Source organism: Corynebacterium pseudodiphtheriticum (assembly GCF_023509295.1).
Classification (GTDB): domain Bacteria; phylum Actinomycetota; class Actinomycetes; order Mycobacteriales; family Mycobacteriaceae; genus Corynebacterium; species Corynebacterium pseudodiphtheriticum.
Genome location: NZ_CP091864.1, coordinates 865798 through 884471, shown reverse-complemented (window position 1 = coordinate 884471; position 18674 = coordinate 865798). Strand labels below are relative to the sequence as shown.

18 protein-coding genes are annotated in these 18674 nt (G+C 52.4%); 12 read left to right on the top strand and 6 right to left on the bottom strand.

Annotated features, from left to right (window positions below):
- Positions 1-382 precede the first annotated feature (382 nt).
- Both L9H78_RS03965 and L9H78_RS03960 read left to right on the top strand, forming a co-directional pair.
- Positions 383-1129 carry an Rv1157c family protein gene (locus tag L9H78_RS03965; RefSeq protein WP_249620566.1) on the top strand — a complete coding sequence of 249 codons (747 nt, stop codon included), beginning with the start codon at positions 383-385 and terminating at the stop codon, positions 1127-1129.
- Positions 1130-1148: 19 nt separating this feature from the next.
- Entirely contained in the window at positions 1149-1775 is a 627-nt protein-coding gene (locus L9H78_RS03960; RefSeq protein ID WP_249620565.1) for a ribonuclease FAU-1 family protein, read from the top strand.
- A gap of 40 nt (positions 1776-1815) precedes the next feature.
- On the opposite strand, the gene zupT is transcribed toward L9H78_RS03960, so the two are convergent.
- Complete coding sequence (gene zupT, locus L9H78_RS03955) at positions 1816-2583, bottom strand: zinc transporter ZupT (RefSeq protein WP_249620564.1); 768 nt, start codon at positions 2581-2583, stop codon at positions 1816-1818.
- A 168-nt stretch (positions 2584-2751) separates the two neighbouring features.
- Between zupT and L9H78_RS03950 the strand changes: the two genes are divergently transcribed.
- Positions 2752-3489 (top strand): hypothetical protein, encoded by a 738-nt coding sequence (locus tag L9H78_RS03950; RefSeq protein ID WP_249620563.1) that lies wholly within the window; start codon positions 2752-2754, stop codon positions 3487-3489.
- On the opposite strand, the gene L9H78_RS03945 is transcribed toward L9H78_RS03950, so the two are convergent.
- The 3 genes from L9H78_RS03945 to ychF are packed head-to-tail and all read right to left on the bottom strand — an operon-like array spanning position 3486 to position 6079.
- The gene (locus tag L9H78_RS03945) at positions 3486-4238 is read right to left on the bottom strand and encodes a PIG-L deacetylase family protein (protein ID WP_249620562.1); all 753 of its coding nucleotides are present in this window, start codon (positions 4236-4238) and stop codon (positions 3486-3488) included. The two genes, L9H78_RS03950 and L9H78_RS03945, sit on opposite strands and share 4 nt — an antisense overlap.
- 15 nt (positions 4239-4253) lie before the next feature.
- Positions 4254-4958 carry a queuosine precursor transporter gene (locus tag L9H78_RS03940; protein ID WP_249618561.1) on the bottom strand — a complete coding sequence of 235 codons (705 nt, stop codon included), beginning with the start codon at positions 4956-4958 and terminating at the stop codon, positions 4254-4256.
- Between the two features lie 35 nt (positions 4959-4993).
- The gene (gene ychF, locus L9H78_RS03935) at positions 4994-6079 is read right to left on the bottom strand and encodes a redox-regulated ATPase YchF (RefSeq protein ID WP_249618560.1); all 1086 of its coding nucleotides are present in this window, start codon (positions 6077-6079) and stop codon (positions 4994-4996) included.
- A 151-nt stretch (positions 6080-6230) separates the two neighbouring features.
- On the opposite strand from ychF, the gene L9H78_RS03930 reads away from it, so the two are divergent.
- Genes L9H78_RS03930 through L9H78_RS03920 form a run of 3 tightly spaced genes read left to right on the top strand, consistent with a single transcriptional unit; the run spans position 6231 to position 9663 of the window.
- Positions 6231-7727, top strand: a complete 1497-nt coding sequence (locus L9H78_RS03930) for an AI-2E family transporter (RefSeq protein ID WP_249618559.1) — start codon at positions 6231-6233, stop codon at positions 7725-7727.
- Positions 7728-7759: 32 nt separating this feature from the next.
- Positions 7760-8953, top strand: a complete 1194-nt coding sequence (locus tag L9H78_RS03925) for a DNA recombination protein RmuC (protein WP_249620561.1) — start codon at positions 7760-7762, stop codon at positions 8951-8953.
- 11 nt (positions 8954-8964) lie between these two features.
- Positions 8965-9663, top strand: a complete 699-nt coding sequence (locus tag L9H78_RS03920) for a DUF6542 domain-containing protein (protein WP_249620560.1) — start codon at positions 8965-8967, stop codon at positions 9661-9663.
- A 16-nt stretch (positions 9664-9679) separates the two neighbouring features.
- Here L9H78_RS03920 and L9H78_RS03915 read toward each other — a convergent pair whose 3' ends face one another.
- On the bottom strand, positions 9680-10663 hold the full coding sequence (locus L9H78_RS03915; RefSeq protein ID WP_249618556.1) for a 4-hydroxy-3-methylbut-2-enyl diphosphate reductase: 984 nt from the start codon (positions 10661-10663) through the stop codon (positions 9680-9682).
- 95 nt (positions 10664-10758) lie between these two features.
- On the opposite strand from L9H78_RS03915, the gene xseA reads away from it, so the two are divergent.
- The 3 genes from xseA to glnA all read left to right on the top strand — a co-directional run bounded on the left by xseA (position 10759) and on the right by glnA (position 13951).
- Positions 10759-11997 carry an exodeoxyribonuclease VII large subunit gene (xseA, locus tag L9H78_RS03910; protein WP_249620559.1) on the top strand — a complete coding sequence of 413 codons (1239 nt, stop codon included), beginning with the start codon at positions 10759-10761 and terminating at the stop codon, positions 11995-11997.
- 93 nt (positions 11998-12090) lie between these two features.
- Positions 12091-12384, top strand: coding sequence for an exodeoxyribonuclease VII small subunit (locus L9H78_RS03905; protein WP_249618554.1), 294 nt, complete (start codon positions 12091-12093; stop codon positions 12382-12384).
- A 112-nt stretch (positions 12385-12496) separates the two neighbouring features.
- Positions 12497-13951: a type I glutamate--ammonia ligase gene (glnA, locus tag L9H78_RS03900; protein WP_249620558.1), complete on the top strand. Its 1455-nt coding sequence runs from the start codon at positions 12497-12499 to the stop codon at positions 13949-13951.
- Positions 13952-13959: 8 nt separating this feature from the next.
- Here glnA and L9H78_RS03895 read toward each other — a convergent pair whose 3' ends face one another.
- Positions 13960-14658 (bottom strand): DUF4245 domain-containing protein, encoded by a 699-nt coding sequence (locus L9H78_RS03895; RefSeq protein ID WP_283775226.1) that lies wholly within the window; start codon positions 14656-14658, stop codon positions 13960-13962.
- Between the two features lie 102 nt (positions 14659-14760).
- Between L9H78_RS03895 and glpX the strand changes: the two genes are divergently transcribed.
- From glpX to L9H78_RS03880, 3 genes are all read left to right on the top strand, one after another.
- The gene (gene glpX, locus L9H78_RS03890) at positions 14761-15771 is read left to right on the top strand and encodes a class II fructose-bisphosphatase (RefSeq protein ID WP_021353015.1); all 1011 of its coding nucleotides are present in this window, start codon (positions 14761-14763) and stop codon (positions 15769-15771) included.
- A 132-nt stretch (positions 15772-15903) separates the two neighbouring features.
- Entirely contained in the window at positions 15904-17307 is a 1404-nt protein-coding gene (locus L9H78_RS03885) for a class II fumarate hydratase (protein ID WP_249620556.1), read from the top strand.
- Positions 17308-17535: 228 nt separating this feature from the next.
- Entirely contained in the window at positions 17536-17901 is a 366-nt protein-coding gene (locus L9H78_RS03880) for a zinc ribbon domain-containing protein YjdM (protein ID WP_249620555.1), read from the top strand.
- The last annotated feature ends 773 nt before the right edge of the window (positions 17902-18674 follow it).

Below are 18674 nucleotides of genomic sequence, written 5' to 3'. Positions count from 1 at the left end.
CTTTTCTTTAATGCAATGCCCCCAATCCCCCATAAATCACAATACGAGCACCAAAACCAATTGTCGTTTACACCAGGCGGCTTACATCATGGGACTTACCGTCTTGAGTTCTCTTGAGTTTTCTACAGAAGCTTGCTCCAGGCTGCAGTTCACACGCGCGGATAATGATGGTTAGATGACGGATAGAGCACAGATTTCGACATGAAGGCAATCACACACCCCTATTGCAGATAAGGAATAACCCAACTAATGTTGTGAAAATTGTGAGCAATGTTTTTAGTGTTACTCATGTGACGCCAAAATATCGGCTACTTCGCTCCATTCATCTTATTCAACGGTATTTTCACAGCTATCGTTCACAGACCATTTCCCGGAGGAACACATGGTTGCAGCCCCCCGCACCCGTACAGTCATAGCTAGCATCGTCGCCAGCTGTGCCTTACTCGCGTCATCGGCAATGCAGGCTCACGCAGCGCCCCAAGCATCCAGTGTGTTACCTGCACCGAACCCTGCCTCGCAACAGGGACAACTCCTCAGTAGTCAACTCGACGATCTGTTTGCCCGGTATTCTCCAGTCGATCACCTGGGGCGACCAACTCCGGAAACAGCCGCCCAAATCCGCAATTTCGCGCATCAGCCATGGGTCCCGCCACAGGCAAAAGACGCCATCTTACAGGCACTGGATTTCGCAATCGGAGCAGGTGAAACTGGCGGACCGGACTTACCTAAACAAGGCCCACAATTCACGCAATTTGGCTGGCCTACGGTCGCCGGCTCCTGCATCAACGGCACTCATAACAGCGTCGGTACCGCTATCGCAGTACCAGGCCCCGCAGACATTCCCTTGCCTGGTGCCAAAGCACATGAAACCGCTTTCTTGTTCACAGCATTAGGCTCCGCACCCGCCGCACAACACCAAGATATGCGCGCTCATTGGTTCAACCTCTCCAACGGCAGGCACGGCAGCATCGGTCTTGGAAACCACGGTATTAATCCAGAAGGGCCGGCGACCATTTCTGGTGTCGCGGACACCGGTCGCGGGATTATTGTCGCCTTAGTAGAAGGCAGCGTCCATACAGAAGATAGCACCTGTAACTACTTCCCTACCGCCGCGATCATTACTAGCTAACACTTCACAGGTCACGATCATGCACCCCGTTAAACACGAAACCTTTGCCACCGAGAGCAAGGTGAATATCGACCCGAAAGGTTTTCACCGCCACGTCGATATTTATCGCACCACCGATTTCGGCTTATACATGGCCCGAGGTGCGGATCACCCACAATTCGGGTATCTCGAATCATGGCTGCTTCCAAAGCTGTCGTTGCGAGTCAGCATTTTTCACTACCGTCCAGGCTTCGAAAGACCGCAAGATTTCTACATTGACATTGTCGAAATCAAAGACCTAGTCGAAAACAAACTTCCTACTGCTGAAAACACAGCAGGTGAACCATTGCCTAAGGAAGAATCGGCAACACCATCTACGGTGTCTAAAGTAGAACCGACTTGGCACACTCGTGACCTCTACGTAGATATCGTCTCCCTCACCGGCCATCCAGTTGAGGTTCTCGATATCGATGAACTTGCGGAAGCCACCTCACAAGGGTTAATTAGCGCCGACGACGCCGAACACGCAATTGAGGCAACTTTACGCGCTGTCGAAGGCATCACGCGGCATAACGACGATGTTCTAGCTTGGTTAAGGTCTCTGGATATGCCCATCTCCTGGGCCCACCCCGAATCGTTTACCCTGAGCCCTCCAATAGAGAGCTAAGCTAAAGCCGATGTGGGGCCACAAAATCGATGGAAACTATTTAGGCACCCAGTAACAACGAGACTGCCATAATCGCCATTCCGGCAATCAAGCCATATATCGCAGCATGATGGCGGCCCGTTACCTCGGCCGTCGGCAAGAGTTTGTCCAAACTGATAAACACCATGACGCCGGCTACAGAAGAGAACACGAAACCAAGTGCCACTGGTCCCATCACGGGCATCAGCAAAGCAAACCCAACAAACGCCCCCAGCGGTTCCGCCAACCCCGACAAGGTCGCTACTGCCCACGCTTTCCACCGGGATCCTAGCGCTTCACGCAGCGGGATGGCTACCGCAATGCCTTCAGGAATATTATGGATCGCTATCGCCAACGCTACCCCCACCGCGATTTCTGGTTCTTCTAAACCCGCAATAAACGTCGCCAACCCTTCTGGGAAATTGTGAATGGCGATTGCCACGGCAGTAAAAACTCCGGTCTTCAGAAACCTACTACGTGCGTCTTTCTGAATCTGCAAAGGTTCATGGGGGTTGACGTCTTCTGGGACTAACCTGTCGATCACCAAGATCAGCGCTATGCCTGCGAAAAAACCAGCAACCGCCCAACCACCAATACTCTCCATGGCCTTTGGCAAAATTTCCACAAACGAGACATACAACATGACGCCCGCAGATAAGCCCAAAGCTATCGCCATAAAAGCCGGACCTGGGCGTTTTTTCGCAACCGCAATCGCGCCCCCGATACCGGTAGAAAGCCCAGCTCCAAGGGTGAGTGCGAACGCAAATAAGATCGTGGAAGTTTCGTACATTCTTTTTATTAGACTTTATTCGACTGGTTAATTTAAGAAGTTCACTAAGCTGGTCAATTTCTGGTGTGCGGATGCAAGGTTTCTACCTACAATGCTTAACCAGAAGTTTATTGCAATACGCGGTATAAACCATGGTAGCCACGCAAAACTATAAACACGATAAGCAGGGTGATCGAAGTGCAGTTGTTTCCGCTGCCTGCTAGCGCTGTCCATGTCAGTGACCCAATTCCGGCTGAGAAGGCGTTCAGCGCAGGCATTTTGAGCCTGCCAAACATTCACGTGGCTCCGCCCAGCGGGCGGCACGCTCGCGATGATGAGGACCATGCGAAACAGTTCGAGATTCCAGTAACTATGACGTTCCAGGGTAAATGGCGAATCAATGCGTCGAAGGGGATTATCGGCGTACTTCCCGATATCGAGGCATTACGCCCACTGCGGACTCTGAAGATTGCAGCAACGGCACGCATTTCTCTCGATTCCGGGTATATAGACCTAGAAATTCTAGCTCCAATTGCACCATGGATTGTCGCGGTAAATAACCCTGCAGGTCCGGTAACTGTGGGTTCACGATACTATCCTGTGCACTCTAGTTATGACATGCGTACTTACGGCACTTCACACATGTACGCAGTGGTTTCGGGTACCAGTGTGTTCATCGATGGCAATAAACTTGGCTCAATCCCTGTCACAGAGCCGATCTCTACCCCGCTCAACGTTCGGGCATATTGTTCGGAAGGACACGTGGTCGTCGCGCTTCCCCACGGTGACGGGCACGTAGTAGAGATTCCTGGTCTTGCGCAACCACTCGACATCTACCCTGCAGCCACAATCGTGCAACCACTGCCGCACGGCCAACGCAGCATTCAACAGCCTGCCAACCCAATTGGACCACAGTCCTTGCCTTAAAGTTGATAAACCTTAAACTTCACGCGCGGGCTTTCCTTTAGGCCCTCACCACGTAAAACTAAGGGAATGAAGTCTTTAGCAGGCGGATGGTCCTCAAGTGCAGCCAAATATTTTTTATGGCATTCTAGCGAAGCAATAGCGGCCTGTTCATCATCGCAATCCACCCGATAAGCGTGGTCTGCAGCCGCGTCATTCACTATCCAAAATTGCCGAGCGGACCAGGCTGGTTCTGGTAGCTCACGAAAGACCCACGGATTAGCGGCATCGCGGGCAGCATCGAGTGCTGCCAGTCCAGCTACCCTGTGATCAGCTTGGTTCAATCCCCAGGACAACTCCAAGCTCATTGGCAAAGTCACGACGGCATCAGGCTGAAATTGGCGAATTTTGCGTGCAATCGCCTTTCTTAACTCCAGGCTATAAATCAGATGACCATCCGGGAAATCTAAGATTTCCAGTGACTCGACGCCAATCACATTACAGGCCTCGCGTTGTTCAGCAGCACGCAGCGGACCGCACTCTTCCGGCGTCATCGTCGCGATGCCGGCCTCGCCAGAGGTTAACAGCAAATAGGCAATCTCAATGCCTGCGTGCTTAATCCAAGCATGTGCGGCCGCAGAGAGACCATATTCGGGATCATCTGGGTGTGCCACAACAACCAGGATTTTCTTAATACCCGAAATATCTAACGGCGTTAATTCAGGTTCTGGTTGTTCCGGGGATTTGGATACTGCTGGTTGTGTCTCACTCATATTTACCTGTTTTCCCTAGGGCTTCACCGGCATTTCACGGTTTTTCACCCAAGCGACCACGCGATAAGTTACCGGCAATAAAACTGCTTCCATCGCCGTCTTCCAGACAAACCCTACGATTACGTAATTCACCAAATCCGATAATGTACTGATACCGATCGCGGTCGCTGCAATCAGGCAAAACACCAAGGTGTCACCGAATTCGCCAACGACGGTCGACCCCATCAACCGCTGCCATAACGGAGCGTTAGCATTGCGGTTTTTCATCGTGGTCAACACCCAGGCGTTGAGCAGCTGGCCAACAGCGTAACCAGCCAGCGAAGCCGCCACAATCTGCGGAACCAACCCAAGAACTGTAGAGAATGCCTCTTGATTTTCGTAAAAATCAGCAGCTGGCAACCAAATGGCGACATAAAACGCTAGTACCGCCACTAATGCCGAGGCAAAACCTGTCCAAATGGCTACCCGAGTGGCTTTGAACCCATAGCATTCCGCCAAAACGTCGCCAATAATATAGGCGATTGGAAACAAGAAAAATGCGCCATCCGTAACTAGCGGACCTATCGTCACACCTTTACTGGCGGTTATATTCGAGATGACAAAAACAACGACGAACGCAGCCAGAAAAATTGGATATAGCCCGGCACGAATCGGGATGTAGCGAGCATGGGCATCACCGGTGGTCTGCTGGGAAGCATCTTGCGGGGTGTTCTTTGTCATCTCGAAGTTCTTTCGGGTTGTTCCAGACGGCTGCGTTAAGCGCCGGTCTTCCAATCACATACGTCGCCATCTTGCATAACGTAGTCCTTGCCTTCCAGGCGCACTTTGCCAGCATTACGCGCTGCAACCATGGAGCCTGCTTCGTCGAGATCAGAGAAAGACACGATTTCACCTTTGATAAAGGTTTTTTCAAAGTCCGAGTGGATCACGCCCGCTGCCTGTGGGGCTGTGGCTCCCTGCTTGATAGTCCACGCACGGGCTTCTTTCGGTCCCGCGGTCAGATAGGTCTGGAGCCCGAGTGTCTCAAAACCAGCACGCGCGAGGGTGTTCAGCCCAGGCTCATTTTGCCCGACAGATTCCAACAATTCGGCTGCTTCGTCTTCTTCTAATTCGAGCAATTCAGTTTCGGTCTTTGCGTCCAGGAAGACGCAGTCGGCTGGCGCTACTAATTCTGCCAATTCGGCCCGCTTCGCTTCATCTGTAAGTACCTCTTCATCAGAATTAAAGACGTACAGAAACGGTTTAGTGGTCATCAAATGCAGCTCACGCAAGGGAGCTAATTCAATCTCACCGTTTTTCGCAGCTGCGTACAGTGTGCGGTCTTCTTCCAATACTGAACGAGCTGTCTTCGCAGCTTCAACGACCTCGGTCAGGTCTTTATTCTTTTTTGCTTCTTTTTCCAGTCGCGGGAGAGCTTTTTCCAAAGTCTGCAAATCCGCAAGAATAAGCTCAGTATTAATGATGGAGATATCACTAGTTGGGTTGACCTTACCGTCAACATGGATCACGTTGTCATCGGCAAAAGCACGAACCACTTGGCAAATCGCATCGGCTTCGCGAATATTCGACAAGAACGCATTGCCCATGCCTTCACCTTCCGAAGCACCTTTCACGATGCCGGCGATATCTACGAAGGAAACGATGGCTGGCAAAATCCGCTCAGAAGAGAAAATCTCCGCGAGCCGGCGCAATCGTGGATCCGGAAGCTCCACCTGGCCGACGTTGGGCTCGATGGTGGCGAACGGATAATTCGCTGCCAGAATATCGCTACGGGTCAGGGCATTAAACAGAGTGGACTTGCCAACATTGGGCAATCCGACGATTCCTAAAGTAAGACTCACACGGCTCATCCTAACGTATTAGCTTTAGGTACTTCGAAGCCATCGCAGGATTGGAGTTAACTTGCCCAGGCAACGATCCCACAGCACCCTGCGAGTGAATCTGCATCTGCGTTCTTCGCCTAGCAGCTAGGAATAAGGCATGATATTAGGCGTGAGTACGAAGCCAGACCGAGCACAAGATCGCCAGGAGCAAGAACCTGCTCCGCAGGATATCGAGTGGTCAGATATCACGCCGCACCCACCCGGCGATCAAGTCGATCGTTCTGTGGTGCTCGGCCACGGCATTAAACAGGCCGCCACCTGGGCATTACGCCTAATTATCCTTGGTGCATTCATTTACTTTTTGGGCAGGATCGTCGGTCGCTTCTGGGCTGGCGTATTGCCGATTGCATTTGCATTAATCATCTGCACCATGCTGGCTCCAATCTCGCGCCAGCTAAGAAATGCAGGCTTTCCGAGTTCACTCGCGGCTTTAATAACCTTGGGTGGTTTCGTCAGCTTAGTAGGCGGAACTATATTCTTCATCGCCCCCGACTTCGTTCGTCAATCCCAAGGCCTTTACTTACAGACGGTAGAAGGCATTCAACGAGTGCAAGTCTGGTTACAAGGCCCACCTCTCCACCTCAATAGCGATGATCTCTCAAATTTCATTGAAGAGGTATTTACCTGGCTGCAAGAACAGGCCGACACCATCGTCGGCGGTGTTTTTGCTGGCATCGAAACAGCAACCTCAATGGTCATTACTCTATTTGTGGTTTTAGTTCTGACCTTTTTCTTCCTCAAAGATGGACATAGGTTCCTACCTTGGCTGCGCCGCGCTACGGGTCGTCGTACTGGTTGGCACTTGACAGAACTCTTCACCCGAGCATGGCTCACCCTGGGCGGATTTATCCGCGCACAAGCCTTAGTGTCTTTAATTGACGCCATCTTTATTGGTCTCGGGCTCGTTATCATCGGAGTTCCGCTGGCACTAGCACTGGCGATTATCACCTTCATGGCCGGCTTCATTCCCTTTGCCGGGGCGATTACCGCCGGAGCTTTATCGACGCTAATTGCGTTGGTGAGCCTTGGATTTACTGAAGCAATTATGGTGCTCATCGTGGTCGTCGCAGTCCAACAAATTGAGAGCAATATCCTCTCACCGTGGTTCCAGGCGCGCGCAATGAACTTGCACCCAGTGGTCGTGTTAATTTCCGTAATTACTGGTACTGCACTGTTCAACCTAATCGGCGCATTCTTGGCAGTACCAGTCGCAGCAATGATCGCCGTCGGTTATCGTTACGTCCAAGACCTCCTCACCCTGAATTCCGGTGAGCGCCGCGCACGCGATATCACTTCGGTGACGATCGCCGGTGAGCTGGCCGCTAAATTCACCGAGGATAACGGACGCAACTTACGTCGTTCCTGGCGGCAAGACGGAAGCACACACGCCCACGCCCACGAGGATGCCGCGAAATACACCAAGGAAGCCACCATTCATCTCGACGATGATCTCGAAGATCAACTCGAAAAACGCATCAATTTAGACGCCCGACCAAGCATCAACAAGTCCGACCGCCAACATCACCGCTTGGCCACCGACCGCGTGGAACGCTGGTGGGCAAAAATGTCCAAATCAAATAAACATAAGCATCAACCTGATGCCTGATCGCATTTCCCCTACTCTCCGCAGGCCATACCATGACCATTTCTACAGTTGCCATCGTTTCCGTATTTATTGCACTCGTGTTGGGCATCGCTCTCGGATGGTTCGCACACGGTAGCTTGCGCCCACACGGCACAATAAACGCCACTCGATCCCTTGGCCGCCCGAAGTTTGCAGGAGACTCGGGGCTACTCAATGAAGAGTCAGTAAATCAACATCCTCCAGCTTCCCGACCTGAACCTGGGCTCACGCCCGCGCTAGAATCTCTCGCCGTCGTGGAAAGATCGCTGGAAAGCATCAATGGGCAATTGCGCACCATGGAATCCGAGCGCAGCCATACCGCGGCATCGCTGACCAGCCAAATTCAGGCACTATCGCGCACATCTACGCGTTTAAACGAACGAACAGATCAGCTTGTAAACGCCCTGCGCAGTCCAAATGTCCGGGGCCGCTGGGGTGAGATACAGCTCGAACGCGTCGTTGAACTCGGGGGAATGGTTGAACACTGTGATTTCAGTGTGCAAACAAGCGCCAAGCTGGGAGAAACACTCGTTCGCCCCGATATGGTTGTTCATTTAGCTGGAGGTCGGCAGATCATCGTCGATGCCAAAGTACCGTTCACATCATATCTGGATGCTCTTGATACCGATGATCCGGAAGAACACGCCGGTTATTTGCGTCGACATGCTCACCTACTGCGCAACCACGTCGCAAATCTTTCAGCAAAACCCTATATTGATGCATTCCAACCCAGTCCAGAATTCGTGGTCATGTTCGTACCTGCGGACCCATTCCTTGATTCGGCGCTCAATACCGACCCGGAACTACTCGAGTATGCATTTTCCAGAAACATTGTAATTGCAACACCGACTACACTATTTGGACTCCTACGTACGGTAGCTTTGGGCTGGCGACAAGAAGATTTTTCCGAAAAAGCCAAAGAAATTCATGAGCTGGGCCGTCAGCTATACTCGCGCTTAAATACGGTCAGCGAACATTACAATCGTGTCGGAAGGAGTTTGGACAAGGCTGTTGAAGCCTACAATTCCACGCTCTCTTCACTAGATTCCCGAGTGCAGGTTACTGCTCGACGACTAGCAGAAATGGGAGTGAGTTCACGAGAACCCACCAAGCCGTATCACGCAGCACACCGTGCACGGCACAGCTCCACAGACTCTTCGCCTACGTATGTAGATGTCGCAGACTATCACGAATCTGACTTCCGCTAAGATGACCTACTGTGTCTACGCAGTCTCGAAGGTCCCCCGCGCCAGGTTTTTCCGGCCTGTCGTTGTCGCTTGCACTTATACTAGTGCTGGCCGCCAGCGTGACAGGACTACTACTTAGCATCTTGTTTAATGGCCTTGGCTGGCCCTTCTTGTTGTGTTTTTTGCTTGCCGCGGTTTTCGTCACGCTCTTCGTAGAAGCAGAGTCGTTATTTCTGACCGTAGCGCCGCTTCCGCTAATTTTTGGTTTTTTCGCGTTCTCCACCTCCTGGGGCAACAACATCGCTTCAGCGCCAGACGGGGCCAAGGCTGCATCACGCACGATGGTATGGACCTCGATTTACGCCGTGGTCGAATATTTTCCCGCGCTAGCTTTGATCACCGTCATCTCCATCGGTATCGCTGTGGCTCGATTGTTGCTACTAAACAGTCAAGCAAAGATACACGAGCGAAACAGAAGGCAGCAGCGCAACCGTAATCGAGAATCTAATCGACGCAATATTCGCTCTAGTTCGCGCGCCCGCGAACGCACCAACCGTGTAACCGTAGAAGAATTGATGGCACGTAACCGTGCTGACAACGCTACTTCCTCCCCTGTGCGTTCATCACGGCTCCCCCGATCAACACGCCCAGCAGCTCCCACTCGTACGTCAGCGCGACGGGCAGGCGAAGGATCTTCGGCCTTCTCCCGGAGCAATAACCGGGATAATTAATTAACCAACCAGAATCTTAGTTTTGGACCGACTTTTTCCGGTTACGGGCTGGACGGAGATCGCGCGGCAGTGAGAACTGAATCGTCTCGGTTGTCGTCGTCACTTCTTTCACATCAGAGAATCCACGCTCATCGAGCCATTGTATGACGTCACGAACCAGTAATTCTGGAACCGAAGCACCACAGGTCACACCAACGGTTTCCACACCGTCCAACCATTCTTCCTTGATCTCATCAGCAAAATCGACCAAGTACGACGCTTTAGAACCAGCATCAAGGGCAACTTCTACCAATCGTTTGGAATTCGAAGAGTTCGTCGATCCCACCACGATTACTAATTCACACTGCGGGGCGATCGCACGAACAGATTCTTGGCGGTTTTGCGTCGCATAGCAGATGTCATCACTCGGTGGATTTTCTAGGTGTGGGAATCGTTCTCGCAATTTATTGACGATTTCCATGGTCTCCGTTACCGAGAGCGTGGTCTGTGAAAGCCAAACAATCTTTTCATCAACCAACGATTCCGGAAGCTTGTCAACCCCCTCCACACCGTCGACAAGATAGGTCACCTCTGGCGCATGCCCAGCGGTGCCTTCGACTTCTTCGTGGCCTTCGTGGCCGACCAGCAAAATATGATAGCCGTCGCGGGCGAAGCGTTCAGCCTCACGATGTACTTTTGTCACCAACGGGCAGGTGGCGTCAAGCGTAATCTGTTTTCGCTCACCAGCTTCAGCCCGCACCGCCGGCGAGATACCATGTGCAGAAAATACCAGGTGGGCGCCTTCTGGGGCCTCCGATGCTTCATTTACGAAGATAACGCCCCGCTTTTCAAAGGTCTTCACCACGTACTTGTTATGCACAATCTCTTTGCGCACGTAGATCGGTGCTCCGTATTTTTCTAAGGCTTTTTCCACCGTTTCAACGGCGCGGTCCACACCAGCGCAGTAGCCGCGGGGTGCCGCGAGAAGAACATTGGGTTGTCGCTCAGCCTGTTCAGTCATGCCCTCCAGGGTATCCAATACGTCAACACCCAGTACAATGGGCAGCTGTTACCGGGTACAACCGCTACGCGCATCGTTGGACGAAGGGATCGTTGTTGAGTAAACCACCCGCTACGCTAGAGAATCCATGGTCAGTCAGCACTGCCAATACCGAGATCAAGGGCTGGATTGAAAGGCTCGGTTATTTGTGGGTCGAAGGCCAACTCACGCAGGTCAACATGAAACCGTCGTGGAAGCTGTCCTATCTCACTTTGCGCGACGTCAACCAGGAAATGTCGGTTTCTCTCACGACCTCCACACAATTACTGCAAAATTTGCCTACTCCGATTAAAGATGGCGATCGCATCGTGGTGTACGGCAAGCCAGCGTTTTACGCAGGCCGTGGGTCATTTTCATTATGGGTGACTGATATTCGGCATGTGGGGGTCGGTGAACTACTCGCTCGCATCGAAAATCTGCGTCGGCAGCTTGCCGCTGAAGGCCTTTTCGACGCCTCGAAAAAACTTCCGCTCCCTTATCTTCCCCGTACAGTGGGTCTGATTACCGGGCGAGGATCAGCTGCTGAACGTGACGTTCTTTCAGTAGCACGTGACCGCTGGCCTGCGGTGGACTTCCGCGTTATTAATACCGCAGTGCAGGGTGCCCAAGCGGTCAGTCAAGTAATAGACGCACTCCAGCAGCTAGACGCCGACGACGAGGTTGATGTCATCATCATCGCACGTGGCGGCGGCAGCGTAGAAGACTTGTTACCGTTTTCCGAAGAAGCTCTGCAACGTGCAGTAGCAGCGGCACGCACACCCGTCGTTTCAGCAATCGGCCATGAACCAGATTCACCGGTTCTGGACAATGTCGCAGACCTACGTGCAGCGACTCCGACGGATGCGGCAAAGAGAGTAATCCCTGACGTCGCCGAGGAACGCGCGCTTCTCGACGAAGCACGCTCCCGAATGGCACAGGCTATCGGACAGTGGGTAGCACGCGAACGACAAAATCTGGATGCTTTATGCTCCCGCCCGGTGTTGGCGGACCCGCGTACCCCGATCAAAGCCCGGCACGACGAACTCGAAAATGCATTAGCTGCTATTCGTCGGGAAATCCGTCATGTCGTTGGCCAGGAAAGCTCGCGGGTTGCAGCTCTACGCGGACAGGTTTCTGCGCTCGGGCCAGCATCCACATTAGAACGTGGTTATTCAATCGTGCAGGTACTGCCTCGTGGTGGCGATCCAGAGGTTGTGACCACGATTGCACAAGCACCTCCTGGTTCTCAATTACGCATTCGCGTCGCCGACGGCTCGATCACTGCGGCAGGTATGGGAACCCAGCATGCGGATTAAGCAACGAGCAGTCCCTCCTCATGTCATTAACTTGTTGCTGAGTCCCTGTAACTTGCGTTAACTCTGTAATTCTTTATTTCGAAAGGCTGCACAATGAACGATTCTTTTGGTACCGGAAATCCTTCCCCAGAGCGCCCAGTTGATGAACTCAGCTATGAACAAGCCCGTGACGAGCTGATTGAGACCGTCAAAATTTTGGAATTAGGTCAGATGGGGCTTGACGAATCGCTAAAGTACTGGGAACGTGGCGAGGCCTTAGCCAAGCGTTGCGAACAGCATTTAGATCGGGCAAACCGCCGTGTTGACGAGGCAATGAGTGCTAGGAATAGCGCAGGAGATAAATCTGGCGCAAAGAATCGGGATTCTGGCACCGATCACGGCGAATAAGGATAAAACGCGTCGAGACTATGTAGAAAACTCTTATGCTGCTTGCCGACGAAGACTCCGGAATTACCGGAATAGCCGACCACCCCAAAAGAAACTTCTGCGAGGAGCAGACATGGCCGTCACTACTGTGACCGAGTTACTCGATTTTTTCGAAGCACATTCCGTCGAGTATTTGGATATGCGTTTTACAGATCTGCGCGGCATCGAGCATGCGTTGACCATTCCGGCAAATACTTTTACTGAGGCTTCAGCGGCAGCGGGGTTTGCCTTTGACGGTTCGTCGATTGATGGTTTCACTACCATCAATGAACCCGACATGATTCTGCGCCCAGATATTTCCACCGCGTATATTGATCCGTTTCGTGCGCACAAGACAGTCAATATGAAGTTTTTCGTGCACAAGTCGGCCTCCGACGGCACACCCTATTCCCGGGATCCACGCAGCATTGCCCGTCGCGCTGAAGAATACTTGCAAGACACTGGCATTGCCGACACCTGTTATATCGGGTGCGAGGCGGAATTTTTCGTGTTCGATTCCGTGCGCTATTCCACTTCAGTTAATACTGCATTCCACCACGTCGATTCTGATGAGGGCTGGTGGCGTTCTGGCGAAAAGGCCATGATCAACGGGGATCTGAACCGCGGAAACCAAATCCAAATTAACGACGGCCGCTTCCCCGCCGCCCCATATGACAAAACGATTCCGGTTCGTGATGAAATCGCACATCACTTGACGGGGTGCGGGTTTGCAGTAGAGCGCTTCCATCACGAGATCGCTACAGGCGGTGCGCAAAAGGTCAAGTACAGGTTCAATACTTTGTTGGCTGCTGGCGATGATTTGCAGACCTTCAAATACATCGTGAAGAACACAGCAGAGTCTATGGGGCGGACTGCAACATTCATGCCTAAGCCATTAGAAGGTGACCGAGGTTGCGGTATGCACACGCACCAATCCTTATGGAAAGAAGGCGAGCCGTTATTTGACGGCGAAGGCTGCGCTGGATTGTCAGATCTTGGCCGTTGGTATATCGGTGGGTTGTTGAAACACGCGGGTGCGGTCATGGCATTTACCAACCCGACAGCGAATTCTTACCGACGGTTGTATTCCGGTGTCAAAGCACCGATAAATTTGGCGTATTCGGAATCACATAGTTCTACAGCCATTAGAATCCCGGCTGTAGGAAATAACCCGGATGCCAAGCGCTTAGAATTCCGTGCGCCAGATCCTTCAGGGAATCCGTATCTGGGTTTTGCTGCGCAGCTACTAGCAGGCTTGGATGGTATTCAGAACCAGATTGATCCAGGCAACCCTGTTGATTTCGATTCGTCTGACTCGTCTAGCTTGCCTGACGTCAGCTTCTCAAAAGCAAAAGCAGTTGCGCAAGTGCCGTATTCACTGGAACGGTCCTTAGAAGCTTTGGACAATGACCGAGAATTCCTAACGCGCACAGGCGTGTTCAACGACTCTTTGCTTGACGCTCATATCCAGTTGAAATACGACGAAGAAATTATGCCGCTGCGTAAAGGGCCCACCCCGAAAGAATTTGAGCTCTATTACAACGTGTAGTGCGCTACCTATGCAGGCTGGTAGGCGTCGGCCTGCAGGGTGTTTGCAATGATTGTGGTGAACTCGTCGTCAGAAGCCACCCCGTCAAACAGCAACGTGGTGCCGTTTTTCTCCACTCCCCACAGCCTGCTTACGGAAGCATCGTCAGAAGATTTCACGGTCACCTCGCGCCCGAGAATCTGACGCGCTTCTTGGTTCGGGCGATATTTGCTGTCAAATTTCTGCAGCGCTTGCGCAAGTGGCACGCCTGTTTGCGCAATTTGGATAAAACCGCGCTCTGCTGTCACCCATCCAACGACACTGGAGGTTTCGCCGTCGATCAGTTTGCGGCGCGCTGAGTTCGGAACCCAATCCTGTGGGGTCTCCGGGAAGTAGATGTCGTACGCACTAGCACGGGCTTCATTATCGATAAACGCCTGCGGGTCCACTTCGCGCACCGGCTCGAATTCTGGCTCCCCTGGGCTATAAGACCAGAGCCCTGTAGGAGCTACTACCAGAATCATGGCAATAACAATGACGGCGACAGAGATAAACATGTCTCGGCCACCTTGAAAAATTGCGGGTTTTTTAGATTCGCCAGCCACGTCCAACAGTATGGCATGTTTAGCTATTCGAGGTGGTAATTCCAGGCGCGAATTCACAACGAATTTACAGCACCCAGCGATGTGTTCAATTAACCATGCGATCGGCTGGCTCACACATTTCATCGGCTTTATTAGCGGCTTATTGGGTGTGCCCCACAACGGTTGACTATTTTAGTGGAACAATAGGAGGCACGTTTATGCCCAAGCTAGAACCCAGGAGGATTTATGTCCGCTCCCACCTCGTATATCCCTGACCGCAACCTCGCCATGGAATTAGTCCGCGTTACCGAAGCCGCAGCTTTGGCCTCGGGGCGCTGGGTAGGTCGCGGACAGAAGAATGAGGGCGACGGTGCTGCAGTCGATGCCATGCGCAGCCTGATTAACTCGGTGCATATGGACGGCGTCGTCGTGATTGGCGAGGGCGAAAAAGATGAGGCTCCAATGCTCTACAATGGCGAAAACGTTGGCACCGGCGAAGGCCCAAAGGTAGATATCGCAGTAGACCCGGTTGATGGCACGCGATTGATGGCAGAAGGTCGCCCAAATGCCATTTCCGTCATTGCAGCTGCAGAGCGTGGAACAATGTTCGACCCATCCGCGGTCTTCTACATGAACAAGATCGCCGTCGGCCCAGAAGCACGTGGTGCGATCGACATCAATGCTTCGGTAGCTGACAACGTAGCCGCCGTCGCTAAGGCCAAAGGCATCAAGGTTGCGGAAATGAACGTCGTAGTCTTGGATCGCCCGCGCCACGAGAAATTGATTAAAGAAATTCGTGAAGCTGGTGCCAAAGTACGTCTCATTATGGATGGCGATGTTGCTGGCGCAATTGCCGCTGCACAATCGCATGATTCCAACAGTGTTGACATGATGATGGGCATCGGCGGCACCCCAGAAGGCATCATCACCGCCTGCGCGATGAAATGTATGGGCGGTGAAATCCAGGGCAAGTTGTGGCCACAAAGCGAGGAAGAAGCAGAAAAGGCGCGCGCTGCCGGGCACGACTTGGACAAGGTTCTAACTACTGATGACTTGGTTTCGTCGGACAACTGCTACTTTGCTGCCACCGGCGTGACTGATGGCGATATGGTCCGTGGGGTTTCTTATCGCCCTGCCGGCGCTGTTACGCGTAGCTTGGTGATGCGTTCGAAATCCGGCACAACCCGTTATGTCGAATCAATTCACCAGCTCGCTAAGCTGCAGGAATACTCCGTGATTGATTACAGCAGCAAATAAGCAACAATTTATACGGGAAATAATTGCGCAACGCTGGAATACTGGTATAGAGCACAGGCCGTTACCCGGCCAAGTGCACAGCTTCCCGGCTACACAAATTACGCAATTAAGTATTGACTTGAAGGTGAGAAAATGACTGAGCAAGAATACCGCATCGAACACGACACGATGGGCGAAGTCAAGGTACCAAAGGACGCTTTGTGGCGTGCACAAACCCAGCGCGCAGTGCAGAACTTCCCTATTTCTGGCCGTGGTTTGGAATCTGCACAGATTCGCGCAATGGGTCTGCTAAAGGCCGCATGTGCGCAGGTTAATAAAGACAACGGCGCTCTGGACGGTGCCAAGGCTGACGCCATCATTGCCGCGGCCAAGGAAATTGCTGAAGGCAAGTACGACGAAGAATTCCCAATCGACGTCTTCCAGACTGGTTCCGGCACCTCATCGAACATGAACACCAACGAGGTTATCGCGTCTCTGGCAAAGCAGGCCGGCACCGAGGTTCACCCGAACGACGATGTCAACATGGGCCAGTCTTCCAACGACACCTTCCCAACGGCTACCCACGTCGCAGCTACTGAGGCCGCGGTGAAGGACCTCATCCCTGGTTTGCAACAATTGCACGATTCGCTACTGAACAAAGCTAAAGAATGGAAGGACGTCGTCAAGTCGGGCCGTACCCACCTGATGGACGCTGTTCCTGTGACTTTGGGCCAGGAATTTGGTGGTTACGCTCGCCAGATCGAGCTTGGTATCGAGCGTGTTAAAGCCACCTTGCCGCGTCTGGGTGAGCTCCCAATTGGCGGTACCGCAACCGGAACCGGACTGAACACCTCCGCTGATTTTGGTGCCCAGGTCACCGAAGAATTGAAAAAGCTAACCGGACTCGAAGAGCTGCGCGAGGCAGTAGATCATTTCGAAGCCCAAGCGAACCGCGACGCACTGGTGGAATTCTCGGGTGCGATGAAGGTCATCGCTGGTTCGCTGTACAAAATCACTAACGACATCCGCCTGATGGGTTCCGGTCCACTGACCGGCCTAGGCGAGATCCGTCTGGCTGACCTGCAGCCTGGTTCTTCGATCATGCCGGGCAAGGTCAACCCGGTTCTGTGTGAGACCGCCACCCAGGTCTCCGCACAGGTGATCGGTAACGATGCTGCTGTTTCCTTCGGCGGCACCCAGGGGCAGTTCGAGTTGAACGTTTTCATCCCTATGATGGCACGCAATGTTCTAGAATCGGCTCGCCTGCTGGCTAATACGTCCCGTGTCTGCGCCGAGCGCCTAATCGACGACATCGAGCCAAACCGCGAGATGATGAAGACTTCCGCGCAATCATCCCCATCGATCGTGACTCCGCTAAACTCGGCTATCGGCTACGAAAACGCTGCGAAGGTAGCAAAGCATGCACTGGCCAAGGAAATCACCATCCGTGAGGCCGTCATTGACCTGGGCTTCGTTGGCGATGATCTATCCGAAGAAGAGTTGGATAAGCGCCTCGACGTACTCGCCATGGCTAATACCGACCGCGATCGCTTCTAAGGCTTGCAGTTCTGCCTGCAGCTAGCCTGGCCACAGGCAGCTGTACGCACAGCTCTTACAGCACATTAAATTAACGCTCTAGGCTCAATGCCTGGAGCGTTAAGCATTTCTATGCACACCCAAAAATTCGCCGGTCCCTAATGCAGAATTTTTCTTTAGGCTATCCGCCTATTTTTTTGCTGTGCACGTAATTCCTTTAAGCGAGCTAACGACGGTTATTATTAGTCAATGACTTTGCCAGCTTGCCCAGAGTGCACCAGTGAATACACCTATGAGCTACCTCCAATGATCGTTTGCCCCGAGTGTGCATACGAGTGGAATCCAAGCAACGATTCAACAGATGACGCTGTAGACGCTTCCAACAACATCATTAAAGACAGCGTGGGCAATGAGCTCACCGACGGCGACTCGGTCACGATCACACAAACGGTAAAGGTAAAAGGCGCCCAACAACCGCTGAAGACAGGCACCAAGGTGCGTAATATTCGCTTGAATTACGACGCCGGCACCGGCCCGGAAGACCACAATATTGATTGCAAGATCGATGGATTTGGCGCAATGACGCTGAAGCCCGCCGTCGTGAAGAAGTCTTAATTACTTTCTCTTCTCCACTTTGCCAACCCCGAGAGGGATTTCTGAGGCTTTTCCGCCAGAAACCTGACGACGCCGCTGAGAAAATCAGGGGCGTATTTTTCTATTCGGGGCTATACATTGTTCTTTCAGCACCCCCTGTGCCCCAACCGATGTCGGCATAAAGCACCGGAAATACCCCCAGATTGGGGGTGAAACAAACAGGCCCTAGCTTTACGGTCATGAACACACATTTCACCTCACCCAAAACCAGGCTTCGAACATGTTCCCGTTTTAAATTTTCCCAGTTCTCTTCCAGGCAATATTTAGCTACAACCCCACACGTCTCAGATTTCACAGCCCTCTAATATTAGAGCGCGGCAAATCCACCCCGACTGCGCTTGCAAAACCCCGCCGCCAGCCATTTAATTCACAGCATTTTCTCTCGAAAAACTATCAAGAGAATATCTAACACGCAGGCCATACTAGGCTTATCGAACTCAGCCCCGAATACATTCCCGCAATCCAAAACTTCCAAGAAATGGTTGATCAATCATGTATTTTATTTCTTTGCACCCGGCGGGACAAATCACCGGTTCTCATGCACAATGAATTCCGGCGAACGAAATCAGTTCCCGCTGATTATTCGCTGAGAGCACGTTTGTAATCACCGGCTAGAAGCGGGGGATCATTGATGCAGCTACTTCGGAACGACCTCACGCAGGCTGCCGATACGGCCTTGAGCTACGGCCTGGTTAACCACATTCGGGGGAATAATGTTAACCAGAACCGTCGTT

Excerpts from the sequence above, each read along its gene's own strand:
- L9H78_RS03965 (WP_249620566.1), top strand. The coding sequence starts at position 383 with ATGGTTGCAGCCCCCCGCACCCGTACAGTCATAGCTAGCATCGTCGCC.
- L9H78_RS03960 (WP_249620565.1), top strand. The coding sequence starts at position 1,149 with ATGCACCCCGTTAAACACGAAACCTTTGCCACCGAGAGCAAGGTGAAT.
- zupT (WP_249620564.1), bottom strand. The coding sequence starts at position 2,583 with ATGTACGAAACTTCCACGATCTTATTTGCGTTCGCACTCACCCTTGGA.
- L9H78_RS03945 (WP_249620562.1), bottom strand. The coding sequence starts at position 4,238 with ATGAGTGAGACACAACCAGCAGTATCCAAATCCCCGGAACAACCAGAA.
- L9H78_RS03940 (WP_249618561.1), bottom strand. The coding sequence starts at position 4,958 with ATGACAAAGAACACCCCGCAAGATGCTTCCCAGCAGACCACCGGTGAT.
- L9H78_RS03925 (WP_249620561.1), top strand. The coding sequence starts at position 7,760 with ATGACCATTTCTACAGTTGCCATCGTTTCCGTATTTATTGCACTCGTG.
- L9H78_RS03915 (WP_249618556.1), bottom strand. The coding sequence starts at position 10,663 with ATGACTGAACAGGCTGAGCGACAACCCAATGTTCTTCTCGCGGCACCC.
- L9H78_RS03905 (WP_249618554.1), top strand. The coding sequence starts at position 12,091 with ATGAACGATTCTTTTGGTACCGGAAATCCTTCCCCAGAGCGCCCAGTT.
- glnA (WP_249620558.1), top strand. The coding sequence starts at position 12,497 with ATGGCCGTCACTACTGTGACCGAGTTACTCGATTTTTTCGAAGCACAT.
- L9H78_RS03895 (WP_283775226.1), bottom strand. The coding sequence starts at position 14,658 with ATGAAATGTGTGAGCCAGCCGATCGCATGGTTAATTGAACACATCGCT.
- glpX (WP_021353015.1), top strand. The coding sequence starts at position 14,761 with ATGTCCGCTCCCACCTCGTATATCCCTGACCGCAACCTCGCCATGGAA.
- L9H78_RS03885 (WP_249620556.1), top strand. The coding sequence starts at position 15,904 with ATGACTGAGCAAGAATACCGCATCGAACACGACACGATGGGCGAAGTC.
- L9H78_RS03880 (WP_249620555.1), top strand. The coding sequence starts at position 17,536 with ATGACTTTGCCAGCTTGCCCAGAGTGCACCAGTGAATACACCTATGAG.